General features: G+C 31.7%; 10 protein-coding genes. All 10 read left to right on the top strand.

The features are described 5' to 3' along the window. Window positions 1–12: 12 nt before the first annotated feature. The 10 genes from AACQ14_RS18995 to AACQ14_RS18950 all read left to right on the top strand — a co-directional run bounded on the left by AACQ14_RS18995 (window position 13) and on the right by AACQ14_RS18950 (window position 12,508). On the top strand, window positions 13–2,424 hold the full coding sequence (locus AACQ14_RS18995) for an FtsK/SpoIIIE family DNA translocase (protein ID WP_339365163.1): 2,412 nt from the start codon (window positions 13–15) through the stop codon (window positions 2,422–2,424). A 63-nt stretch (window positions 2,425–2,487) separates the two neighbouring features. Then, window positions 2,488–4,158 carry a formate--tetrahydrofolate ligase gene (locus AACQ14_RS18990; RefSeq protein ID WP_339365162.1) on the top strand — a complete coding sequence of 557 codons (1,671 nt, stop codon included), beginning with the start codon at window positions 2,488–2,490 and terminating at the stop codon, window positions 4,156–4,158. Between the two features lie 63 nt (window positions 4,159–4,221). Next, complete coding sequence (folD, locus tag AACQ14_RS18985; protein ID WP_339365161.1) at window positions 4,222–5,073, top strand: bifunctional methylenetetrahydrofolate dehydrogenase/methenyltetrahydrofolate cyclohydrolase FolD; 852 nt, start codon at window positions 4,222–4,224, stop codon at window positions 5,071–5,073. A 59-nt stretch (window positions 5,074–5,132) separates the two neighbouring features. Then, window positions 5,133–6,470 (top strand): 30S ribosomal protein S12 methylthiotransferase RimO, encoded by a 1,338-nt coding sequence (gene rimO / locus AACQ14_RS18980; protein ID WP_339365194.1) that lies wholly within the window; start codon window positions 5,133–5,135, stop codon window positions 6,468–6,470. Then, a complete protein-coding gene (gene pgsA, locus AACQ14_RS18975) occupies window positions 6,454–6,987 on the top strand; it encodes a CDP-diacylglycerol--glycerol-3-phosphate 3-phosphatidyltransferase (protein ID WP_273322925.1) in 534 nt (177 codons plus the stop codon). Before rimO ends, pgsA begins: the two co-directional genes overlap by 17 nt. A gap of 38 nt (window positions 6,988–7,025) precedes the next feature. Beyond that, window positions 7,026–8,255: a competence/damage-inducible protein A gene (locus tag AACQ14_RS18970; protein ID WP_339365160.1), complete on the top strand. Its 1,230-nt coding sequence runs from the start codon at window positions 7,026–7,028 to the stop codon at window positions 8,253–8,255. A 180-nt stretch (window positions 8,256–8,435) separates the two neighbouring features. Next, window positions 8,436–9,512 carry a recombinase RecA gene (gene recA, locus AACQ14_RS18965; protein ID WP_339365159.1) on the top strand — a complete coding sequence of 359 codons (1,077 nt, stop codon included), beginning with the start codon at window positions 8,436–8,438 and terminating at the stop codon, window positions 9,510–9,512. A gap of 201 nt (window positions 9,513–9,713) precedes the next feature. Next, on the top strand, window positions 9,714–10,343 hold the full coding sequence (locus tag AACQ14_RS18960; protein WP_339365158.1) for a regulatory protein RecX: 630 nt from the start codon (window positions 9,714–9,716) through the stop codon (window positions 10,341–10,343). A gap of 151 nt (window positions 10,344–10,494) precedes the next feature. Then, on the top strand, window positions 10,495–12,063 hold the full coding sequence (rny, locus tag AACQ14_RS18955; RefSeq protein ID WP_339365157.1) for a ribonuclease Y: 1,569 nt from the start codon (window positions 10,495–10,497) through the stop codon (window positions 12,061–12,063). A gap of 181 nt (window positions 12,064–12,244) precedes the next feature. Next, entirely contained in the window at window positions 12,245–12,508 is a 264-nt protein-coding gene (locus AACQ14_RS18950; protein WP_113674834.1) for a stage V sporulation protein S, read from the top strand. Window positions 12,509–12,546 lie beyond the last annotated feature (38 nt).

Below are 12,546 nucleotides of genomic sequence, written 5' to 3'. Positions count from 1 at the left end.
GGGGGTAGTGATATGGCACCTAAGAAGAAAACATCTACTAAATCACCTAAGAAAAAAACATCTACTAAAAAAACAACAACAAAGAAAAAAGATGAAGATTTAATTTCCAATGATATAAAATACGAAATAATAGCTTTAACATTTTTTGCTTTTTCATTACTCATGTTTGTTAGTGTTTATTTTAATAAAGCAGGAGCATTAGGAAGAATTATCAATAATCTGTTCTTTGGATTATTCGGAGTAAGTGCGTACTTAATACCAATAATAATATTTTTGGCTTCATTTTTTAAGATATTTAATAAAGGAAATAAATTACTGAATAATCGAATATATTTAGGTTGTATTTTATTATTAACCATATCGATATTTTCACATGTAATATATATAAAAGGAACTCAGGTATTGAAAGTAAGCGGTTTAGGAGCTTTTTTTCCTGCACTGGCAAATTACTATAAATTATCAACAACTAGAGTAGCAGGTGGATATTTAGGCGGATTATTCGGTGATATACTTATTTTGTTTATTGGAAAGATAGGTACTTATATATTACTTATATTAATAAGTATAATTCTAGTTATTTTATTATCCCAAAAATCATTATTCAAGTTGATTAAGAATATTGGTCAAAAAGTAAAAGATGGTAGTAAAAATGCAATTGAAAAAACTAGAGAAGCAAGAGAAAATATGATTGAAGAATATTCTAATCATGATGATGAAGATGAAAAAGAAGATAATAATGAGAAGGTTAGTTTCCTCAGTAAGGTATCACTTAGCATTGATGATGAGCCAATAGAGAATTTTCTAGAAGAAGAAAAAGAAGTAGCACATAAACCTATTGAAGAGAAATATGTGCCACAAAAAGAAGAAATTAAACAGGCTGAGGTAATTCAAGCTAAAGAACCTACTGAATCAATAGAATCAACAGATAAGACTATCAAAGAAGTAATTCAAACAGATAAACCAGAAAATGTAGAATATAAATTTCCATCCATTGACTTATTAAAGAAAAATCCTTTGGGTGGTAACAAAGGTTCCAAAAGTGCAATTCTCAAAAATGCTGATAAGTTAGAGAAGACTCTAGAGAGTTTTGGTGTTAGAGCTAAAGTACTAAATGTTAGTTGCGGTCCTACAGTAACCAGATATGAATTACAACCTGAACAAGGTGTAAAAGTTAGTAAAATAGTATCTTTGGCAGATGATATTGCATTGAATCTTGCGGCATCAGGTATAAGGATTGAAGCTCCAATTCCTGGTAAATCAGCAGTAGGTATTGAAGTACCTAATAAAGAAGTTAGTTCAGTATATTTACGAGAGGTTATAGATACAGAAGATTTCAAGCAATTTCCATCCAATGTTGCATTTGCCCTTGGTAAAGATATAGCTGGTAAAGTAATTGTTGCAGATATTGGACGTATGCCTCATATGTTGATTGCTGGTGCAACTGGTTCTGGTAAAAGTGTATGTATAAATACTTTAATTACAAGTATAATTTACAAATCAACTCCGGAACAGGTTAAGTTAGTAATGATTGACCCAAAAGTAGTTGAACTTAGTGTTTATAATGGCATTCCACATCTATTAATACCTGTTGTAACAGATCCTAAAAAAGCAGCAGGTGCACTTAATTGGGCAGTGAGTGAAATGTCAGATAGATATAAATTATTTGCTGCATCGAATGTAAGAGATGTAAAAGGTTATAATAAACTTGTAGCCAAAACTGGTGAAGGAACCTCGTTACCACATATCATAATTATAGTTGATGAATTGGCCGACTTGATGATGGTTGCTCCAAATGATGTTGAAGATGCAATTTGTAGACTGGCGCAAATGGCAAGAGCCGCTGGTATACATTTGATCATCGCTACTCAAAGACCTTCTGTAGATGTAATTACAGGACTAATCAAAGCAAATATACCATCAAGGATAGCTTTTTCAGTATCTTCAGGTACTGATTCAAGAACAATCATTGATATGAATGGTGCAGAAAAACTTCTTGGTAAAGGTGATATGTTATTTTATCCTGTAGGAGTACAAAAACCTCTAAGGGTACAAGGAGCATTTATATCAGATAAAGAAGTTGAACATATTGTAGAATTTTTGAAAGAGAGCAGGAAAACTATTTATAATGATAAGATTATAAGTCAGATTTCATCTGACAAAGCTGTTCTTGGAAAACAAGACGATAAAGATGACTATTATAATGAAGCATTGGAATTAGTTATTGAAAAGCAGAAAGCTTCTGCTTCCATGATACAAAGACGATTCAGAGTTGGTTATAACAGAGCAGCTAGAATAGTTGATCAATTACATGAATCAGGTATAGTAGGTGGTGAGGAAGGAAGTAAGCCTAGAAAAGTTTTAATAACAAAAGAAGAATATGAAGAAATGAAAAATCAAGTATCAGCAACATCTGAAGACGGGTAGTAACTAAAAGTTATAAATATTTACTTTAATAATGACTAATTTTTATTAGAAGGAGAAATTGAAATGAAAACAGATATTCAAATAGCTAATGAAGCTAAAATGAAACCGATTAGTGTAATAGCTGGAAAATTAGGTATGACAGAAGATGACATTGAATTTTACGGTAAATATAAGGCTAAAGTAACTGATGAGTTGTATAAGAAAGTAGAAAGTAATGAAGATGGAAAACTCATACTTGTAACAGCTATCAATCCCACTCCAGCTGGTGAAGGTAAAACAACTACAACAGTAGGCCTCGGTCAGGCGATGGGAGAATTGGGAAAGAATGCTATTATTGCACTTAGAGAACCTTCATTAGGTCCTTGCATGGGTATAAAAGGTGGTGCAGCTGGTGGCGGTTATGCGCAAGTTGTACCTATGGAAGATATAAATTTACATTTTACTGGTGATATTCACGCAGTTAGTATTGCTCATAATTTATTGTCGGCGATGCTTGATAATCATTTACAGCAAGGTAATACCTTGGGGATTGATCCAAGACAGATAGTATGGAAAAGAGTAGTTGATATGAATGATAGAGCTCTTAGAAGTATTGTTGTTGGTCTAGGTGGTAAAATGCAAGGAGTTCCAAGAGAAGATGGATTCATGATTACTGTTGCATCAGAAGTAATGGCTATATTATGTCTAGCTAGTGATTTAGAAGATCTTAAGAATAGATTAAGTAGAATCATAGTTGCCTATACATATAATGGTGATCCAGTAACTGCTGGTGATCTGAATGCACAAGGTGCTATGACAGCATTATTGAAAGATGCTATTAAACCTAATCTTGTTCAAACTTTAGAAAATACACCTGCTCTTATGCACGGTGGACCTTTTGCAAACATTGCTCATGGTTGTAATAGTATAAGAGCTACAAAATTGGCATTGAAGCTTAGTGATATTGTTATTACAGAAGCTGGATTTGGTGCTGATCTTGGAGCTGAAAAGTTTTTGGACATCAAATGTAGGAAGGGTAATCTTAAACCAGATGCTATTGTTATTGTAGCAACTATAAGAGCGTTGAAGTATAATGGTGGAATAAGTAAACAAGAGCTTGGGACTGCTAATGTTTTGGCAGTAGAAAAAGGTTTTGTTAATCTTGAAAAACATATAGAGAATCTTCAACAGTATAACGTACCTATTGTTGTTACTCTTAATTCATTTGTAACAGATTCTGATGAAGAAATTTCTCTAGTAAAAGAGAAATGCGAAGGAATGGGATGCGAATTTGCTATTTCCCAAGTATGGGAAAAAGGTGGTAAAGGCGGTATAGAATTAGCCCAGAAAGTACTTGAGACACTAGAAACAAAACAAAGCAATTTTACACCTTTATATAATGAGAATGATAGTATAGAAGATAAAATCATGTGTGTAGCTACTAAGATATATGGAGCAAGTAATGTTAATTATACACCAAAAGCAAAGAAATCTATTAAGAAGATAATTGATATGGGACTTGATAAATTACCTGTTTGTATAGCTAAAACACAATATTCATTTTCTGATAATGCTAAGTTATTAGGTAGACCAGAAGGTTTTGATATCACTGTTAGAGAAATTAACATATCGGCAGGAGCTGGATTTATAGTAGCTATAACTGGAAATGTTATGACTATGCCAGGATTACCTAAAAAACCGGCAGCAGAAAATATTGATGTAGATGAGACTGGAAAGATAAGTGGATTATTCTAGAAAAGAGGCTATGCCTCGTTTTCTGTAGGACTTTCCTATAAGATAAATAAGGAGGAATCACTAATGAATACTATCATAATTGATGGAAAAAAAACATCTAAAGATATTAAGGATGAGCTTATTATAAAAGTAGAAGAATTGAAGAAGAAGGGTGTAGAACCTACTCTTGCAGTTGTTTTAGTTGGTAAAGACCCTGGTTCACAAGTTTATGTAAAACATAAGAAGATAGCTTGTGAATACGTTGGAATGAGATCTTTAGCTTATGAGCTAGATGAAAAAACTACTGAAGAAGCACTTCTTGAGTTAATTAATGAATTAAATAATAGAGATGATGTACATGGAATTCTAGTTCAGTTACCATTACCTAAACATATTGATGAAGAGAAGATCCTATTGGCTATAGACCCATCTAAAGATGTAGATGGTTTTCATCCATATAGTGTAGGAAATCTCAGTATAGGTAGAGATGGTTTTGTTTCATGTACCCCAGCAGGTATTATAGAGTTGATTAAGAGGTATAATATAGAAATAGAAGGGAAAAATTGTGTAGTTATAGGAAGAAGTAATATTGTTGGTAAACCAGTATCTATGCTATTATTAAAAGAAAATGGTACTGTTACAATATGCCATTCTAGAACTAAAAACATTAAAGAGATATGTAAAAATGCTGATATTCTAGTTGTTGCAATAGGTAGAGCTAACTTTGTTACAAAAGATTTTGTAAAAGAAGGTGCTACAGTTATTGATGTAGGAATGAATAGACTTGATAATGGTAAATTATGTGGAGATGTTAAATATGACGAATGTTCTGCAATAGCAGGTGCAATAACTCCTGTACCAGGTGGTGTTGGTCCTATGACAATAGCAATGCTTATGAGCAATTGCGTAAAATCAGCAAATAATATGTTAAAATAATAGTAATTTCTATGACAGAGATTAAATAACTTGAAGAAAAAGGAGTGTTCTTATTGAACATAAAAATTTCATTTATTTCACTTGGTTGTGATAAGAATCTTGTGGATAGTGAAGTCATGCTAGGATTATTAAGAGACAAGGGATATACATTAATAAATGATGAAACAGAAGCAGATGTTATAGTTGTAAATACATGTGGATTCATTCAAGATGCAAAAGAAGAGAGTATCGGCACAATCATAGAGATGGGGCAATATAAAGAAAATGGAAAATGTAAAGCTTTGATTGTAACAGGTTGCCTTGCTCAGAGATATCAAGATGAACTTATTAAAGAAATGCCTGAGATAGATGCTATTTTAGGAGTTTCTAATTATGACAAAGTGATTGAAGCAGTTGAATCAGTACTTGATAACAAGAAATATGTTGCTTTTGAAGATAACGATCATGTTCCTGAAGAATATATTAACAGAGTAATTAGTTCTACAGGATATTCTGCTTATCTAAAAATTGCTGAAGGCTGCGATAATCATTGTACTTACTGTATCATTCCTAAAATCAGAGGAAAGATAAAAAGCAGAACAATGGAAAGTCTTATAGAAGAGACTAAGTATTTAGCACAAAATGGTGTGAAAGAGTTAATACTAGTTGCTCAAGATACAACAAAATATGGTATTGACATTTATGGAGAAAAAAAATTACCAGCTTTACTTAGAGAGTTATGTAGGGTGGATGGTATTGAATGGATTAGATTATTATACTGTTATCCAGAAGAAATAACAGACGAATTAATTGAAGTTATGAGAGATGAAGAAAAAGTTCTTAATTATTTAGATATGCCTATTCAACATGCTAATAATGATATATTAAGAAGAATGGCAAGAAAAGGCACAAAAGAAATGATTAAAGACGCAATATCTAAACTTAGAAAAGCAATACCAGATATTTGCCTTAGAACTACACTTATTACAGGTTTCCCTGGAGAGACTAGAGAACAATTTGAAGATATGAAAGAATTTGTACAAGATGTTAGATTTGATAGATTAGGAGTTTTTTCATATTCGCCGGAAGAAGGAACACCTGCTGCATTATTTGAAGATCAGATAGATGATGATATAAAAGAAGCTAGAAAAGATGAAATAATGGCACTGCAGCAAGGAATATCCAAGTCTGTTAACGAAGAGTTAGTAGGTAAAACCTATTCTGTCATTATTGAAGGATATATGCCAGAGGATAGAGTATACTGTGGAAGAACTTATCGTGATGCTCCTGATGTAGATGGCATGATATTTGTAAGTTGTCCTTATGAATTGATGTCAGGAGATATAATTAATGTTAGAGTTAGTTCATCTAATGAATATGATTTAATAGGAGAGATTATCAATGAATATAGCGAATAAGTTAACTTTGTTTCGTGTTATATTAATTCCATTTTTTTTATTGTCACTATATATAATTGAAGCACCATATGGCAATATCATAGGTGTCATAATATTTATAATAGCTAGTTTAACAGATTTTCTTGATGGACATTTAGCTAGATCAAGAAATCTAGTAACAGATTTTGGAAAGTTCATGGACCCACTCGCTGATAAGTTATTAGTGGCATCAGCACTCATTTATCTAGTAGAAGTTAAAGAATTGGCTGCATGGATTGTTATAGTAATTATCGGTAGAGAATTCATTATCAGTGGAGTTCGCCTTGTTGCTGCCAATAAAGGTATTGTTATTGCAGCAGGATGGTGGGGAAAGATAAAAACCATGACTACAATGATTATGATTATAGTTATTCTATGCAATTTTAATTTTGAAGGTATAGTCGTTATTGAACAAATACTTATCTATGCATCTTTATTGTTTACAGTAATATCTGCCCTTGATTATATAACAAAGAATATTAATATATTTAAGGAATAAATTTAATACTTAAAGGAATTTTGAAAGGATGATACCATATGACTGCTGAAATAATAGCCATTGGAACAGAATTACTACTCGGAGATATTTTGAATACTAACGCAAGGTACTTATCAAGACAATTGGCAGATATGGGAATTTCTGTTTACTACCAATCAGTTGTAGGCGATAATGTTGATAGATTACAAGAAACAATAGAAAATGCTATGAATAGGACTAGCATCATTATCACAACTGGGGGGTTGGGGCCTACAACTGATGATTTATCTAAAGAAACTATTGCACAAGTGTTAGGGTTACCTCTTATTGAACATGAAGAATCTAAAAAGAGGATAGTTGATTTCTTCAAACAACGTGATATATGTATGACAGAAAATAATTTAAAACAGGCATATATACCAGAAGGGGCTGTTGTTCTTGAAAATGATAATGGAACGGCTCCAGGATTTATTGTTAAAACAAAAAAGAATATAATTATTGTATTACCTGGACCACCAAGTGAAATGATACCCATGTTTGAAAACGGAGTCAAAAAAGAATTGAAGAAGTTGAATGAAGGTGTCATTTTTTCAAGGACTTTAAAATTATGTGGTATAGGAGAAAGTACAGTTGCAAACATATTGCAAGATGTTATAGATAACCAAACAAATCCTACTATTGCACCTTATGCAAAAGATGGAGAGGTTCATCTTAGGATAACAGCCAAAACCAATAAAGAATCCGAAGCTATCAAATTCATTGATGATATGGAACAAAAAGTGGCTGATCATGTTGGAGAATATATATATACTACTGATGAAAAGACTCTTGAGGAAACCATTGTTGATATAATGAAGAATAAGAATCTGACTCTATCTGTAGCCGAATCATGTACTGGTGGATTGCTAAGTGGCAGAATTATTAATTGTTCTGGAGTTTCTGATGTATATAAGGAAGGTTTTATTACTTACTCTAATGAAGCAAAAATGAAATATCTGGGGGTTAAAAAAGATATCCTTGAAGAATATGGTGCAGTTAGTGAAGAAACCGCAAGAGAAATGGCAGAAGGACTAATTGATGAATGTAATACATCTGCCTCTATATCTATTACAGGTATTGCAGGTCCAACTGGAGGTACAGAAGAAAAGCCCATAGGACTTGTTTACATAGGAGTATCTTATAAAGGTGTTACTACAGTTAAAAAATGCAATTTTTACGGTAATAGACAAAAGATTAGAACGAGAGCTGTAGTAGAGAGCCTTATAATATTATGGAACAGAATTAAATAGTGATATATCTAAATTAAGTCTATGATTAACATAGGCTTAATTTTAAACTATAAGAACTATATGGATTATTGAAATATTTGTAAAAATGTATTGACGTAATTAAAATAATATATTATAATTATAAACGAACATAAGTTCGGCTTTTAATTTGAAAGGGGGAACCTAGTTAATAGGGACTATATGAAAGAAGATAAAAAAAGAGCGTTAGAGGCAGCGATATCCAATATTGAGAAACAATATGGTAAAGGTTCCATAATGAAGTTAGGTGAATCCAGAGAGAATATGAACATTGAAACTATTCCTACAGGGTCACTTAGTTTAGATATAGCACTTGGTGCTGGAGGTATACCAAAAGGAAGAATCATTGAAGTTTATGGACCAGAATCAAGTGGTAAAACAACTGTTGCATTACATATGGTAGCAGAAGCACAAAAAAAAGGCGGAATAGCTGGTTTTGTGGATGCTGAGCATGCATTAGATCCTGAGTATGCAAAAAAGATAGGTGTAGATGTAGATAATTTATATATATCACAACCAGATAATGGAGAACAAGCTCTTGAGATTACAGAAACAATGGTTCGTTCTGGTGCAATTGATATTGTTATAGTGGACTCTGTTGCAGCCCTTGTACCAAGAGCAGAAATTGAAGGAGAAATGGGAGATTCTCATGTGGGGCTTCAAGCAAGACTTATGTCTCAAGCACTAAGAAAACTGACAGCAGTAATAAACAAATCAAAATGTGTTGTTATCTTCATTAATCAGTTGCGTGAAAAAGTTGGAGTAATGTTCGGTAATCCAGAAACTACAACTGGAGGTAGAGCACTTAAGTTTTATTCATCAGTCAGACTTGATGTTAGAAGAATAGAAACACTAAAACAAAGTACTGATTTCATTGGAAATAGAGTTAGAGTAAAAGTAGTTAAGAATAAAATAGCGCCACCATTCAAAACAGCCGAATTTGATATAATGTTCGGAAAAGGTATATCAAAAGTAGGAGATATATTAGACTTGGCAACTCAAGAGAATATTGTTAATAAAAGCGGTGCTTGGTATTCTTATAATGAGACTAGATTAGGACAAGGTAGAGAAAATGCAAAACAATATTTAAGTGATAATACTGAATTATTGACGGAGATAGAGAATTTGGTAAGAAAGCATTTTGAGATACCAGTAGATGGAGAAAAAGATGCGGATAAAAAAAATAACGAGCCTAAAAAAGAAAAAGAAACAACTGACACAAAAAAAGCTAAGAAGTAATTAGTTGTGTTTTATTAAATATATTTGATTGAATTATAATGATAGATGATAAGGGGCTTCTCATAATCCATTTTTACATCAATGTAGGTGTAAGGACAGTGACTATCTTACAACTTATTGATAGGCATGAAAATAGATTATAAGACAGCCTCTTTTTAAGGATAGATATATTATACTAATATATCCTAAGAAAGGATATTTATGATTATTACAAATATTATTCAGAATAAAAGATTTAAAAATTATTATGACATATATATAGATGATGAATATTTATTTTTTGTTACCTATAAGGAACTAAAGTTCTTAAAATTAAAAGATAATGATTTGTTATCAGAAGAAATATTACACAAAATATATAGAGATTATGTATATCCTAGGGCTAAAAATAGGGCTTTTAGACTATTGCAAAGAAGAGATATGCCTAAGAAAGAAATTATAAAAAAACTAAAAGAGACAGGCTATAATCAATATATAACCAATAAAGTTATTGAGTTCTTAGAAGAGTACAACTTTATTGATGATAGAAAATATACTGAAAAATACATAAGTTATAACAAGACCAAGAAAAGTTTGAAACAAATCAATATAGAGCTTATAAGAAAAGGCATATCAAAAGATATAGTTGGTGAATTTGCAGATTATACAGAAATTTGCGAAGAAGATGCAGCATATAATTTGATTTATAAAAAATATAAAAATCTGGATACTATAGATAATAAAATCAAAAGAAGAATGATAAGTTATTTAATGAGAAAAGGTTATAATTATGGTTTAATTAGTAAAGTAATTAATCAATTTATACAAAATGAAAAGTTAACGAATACATAATAAATATGTAAAAAACGTTATGGAATATGTATATTATTTAAAAGAGTTTTCATTAAAACTTGACATAATATCTAAAACGTTATAAAATTTATATGTTATGGAAAATAACATCATGCACAATGAAAAATAAATAATGAGGAGGTGTTACCATTTGTTAGACGTTACTATAAATATAATATTACTAGTATTGTTAATACTTGTCGTTGCAGTTGTAGTTGGAGTAATAACTTTTAAGCTTGGTGTTTCTTATAGAAAGAAAGTGGCGGAATCACAATATGGATCAGCTGAACAAAAAGCGAGAAAAATTGTTGATGATGCTATAAAAGAAGCAGAATCTATTAAACGGGAAAGCCGTTTAGAGGTTAAAGAAGAAACTTATAAAATCAAAAGTGATTTAGATAAAGAAGTTAAAGAGCGAAGAAATGAATTACAACGCCTTGAGCGACGACTTCTTCAAAAAGAAGAATCTTTAGACAAAAAGGCTGATAGCTTTGAAAGAAAAGAGAATCAGTTAACATCTAGAGAAGAACAATTAGCAAAAATAAAAGCAGAAGTATCTGAATTACAGAAAAAACATGTCAAAGAGTTAGAAAAAATTTCTGGCCTCACCTCCAATCAAGCAAAAGAATACCTTTTAAAATCTGTTGAAAATGAAGTCAAACATGAAACAGCAATTTTAATTAAAGAATTGGAAGTAAAAGCAAAAGAAGAGGTTAACAAAAAATCTAGAGAAATATTGGCAAATGTAATACAAAAATGCGCAGTTGACCATGTTGCCGAAACTACTGTATCAGTAGTACCTCTTCCAAGTGATGAAATGAAAGGAAGAATAATAGGTCGAGAAGGAAGAAACATTCGAACTTTGGAGACTTTAACAGGAATAGATCTTATTATTGATGATACGCCTGAAGCAGTTATACTTTCTGGATTTGATCCAATAAGAAGAGAAGTTGCAAGAATTGCACTTGAAAAATTAATTGTTGATGGAAGAATCCATCCTGCAAGAATTGAAGAAATGGTAGAAAAAGCAAGAAAAGAAGTTGAGAATATTATTCGTGAAGAAGGTGAAATGGCCACTTTCGACACAGGTGTTCATGGCTTACACCATGAATTAACGAGATTATTAGGTAAGATGAAGTTTAGAACAAGTTATGGACAGAGTGTTTTAAAACATTCAATTGAAGTATCTCATTTAAGTGGATTAATTGCCGGTGAAATCGGAGTAGATGTAAGAGTAGCTAAACGTGCTGGTTTATTACATGATATTGGTAAATCAGTTGACCATGAAATGGAAGGTTCACATGTTTCCATAGGTGCAGACTTATGTAGGAAATATAAAGAATCAGATGTGATTGTCAATGCTGTTGAAGCACATCACGGTGATGTAGAACCTACTAGTCTAGTTGCTGTCATTGTACAAGCAGCTGATGCTATATCTGCTGCAAGACCAGGTGCACGACGTGAAACATTAGAAACATATATTAAGAGACTTCAACGTCTTGAAGAGATTGCTGATGAATTTAAAGGTGTTGACAAATCTTTTGCTATTCAAGCAGGTAGAGAAATTAGAATAATGGTTGTTCCTGATCAAACAAGTGATGAAGAAATGGTATTACTTGCAAGAGAAATTTCTAAGAAAATAGAAGATGAATTGGAATATCCAGGACAAATTAAAGTTAATGTTATAAGAGAAACAAGAGCAGTTGAATATGCTAAATAATAAAAAGCGTGAGAAATCACGCTTTTTTGTGTTTTAGTTAATTATTTTGTAGAAATTCTCTGTTGGATATTAATTGAAAAAAATAAAAATTAATATTGTCTATAAAAATTGATTGAAAAAAAGGAAAAAAGAATTTCTTATTGAATTATTAACTATAACTATAAAAAGGGGGTCTTTTAGAGTGGAAGTTTTAAAAGTTGCTGCAAAATCTAATCCCAATTCGGTAGCTGGTGCTCTTGCTAATACTATCCGTGAACAAGGCGGTGCTGAATTACAAGCAATCGGGGCAGGCGCATTAAATCAAGCAATAAAAGCAATAATAATTGCAAGAGGATATGTGGCTCCATCGGGTATCGATTTAGTTTGTATTCCAGCTTTCACTGATATTGATATTAACGGAGAAGAAAGAACAGCGATTAAATTAATCGTTCAATCAAAAAATTAATTTAAAAGTGTGCATGTCACACTTTTCTTTTTTATGTC

The organism is Vallitalea maricola (genome assembly GCF_036985595.1).
Taxonomy (GTDB): Bacteria; Bacillota; Clostridia; order Lachnospirales; family Vallitaleaceae; genus Vallitalea; species Vallitalea maricola.
The sequence above is the reverse complement of the archived record's forward strand: the minus strand, read 5'-3'. Positions and strand labels throughout refer to the sequence as shown.

Coding starts and splice junctions, on each gene's coding strand:
- AACQ14_RS18995 (WP_339365163.1), top strand. CDS start 13: ATGGCACCTAAGAAGAAAACATCTACTAAATCACCTAAGAAAAAAACA.
- AACQ14_RS18990 (WP_339365162.1), top strand. CDS start 2,488: ATGAAAACAGATATTCAAATAGCTAATGAAGCTAAAATGAAACCGATT.
- folD (WP_339365161.1), top strand. CDS start 4,222: ATGAATACTATCATAATTGATGGAAAAAAAACATCTAAAGATATTAAG.
- pgsA (WP_273322925.1), top strand. CDS start 6,454: ATGAATATAGCGAATAAGTTAACTTTGTTTCGTGTTATATTAATTCCA.
- AACQ14_RS18970 (WP_339365160.1), top strand. CDS start 7,026: ATGACTGCTGAAATAATAGCCATTGGAACAGAATTACTACTCGGAGAT.
- recA (WP_339365159.1), top strand. CDS start 8,436: ATGAAAGAAGATAAAAAAAGAGCGTTAGAGGCAGCGATATCCAATATT.
- AACQ14_RS18960 (WP_339365158.1), top strand. CDS start 9,714: ATGATTATTACAAATATTATTCAGAATAAAAGATTTAAAAATTATTAT.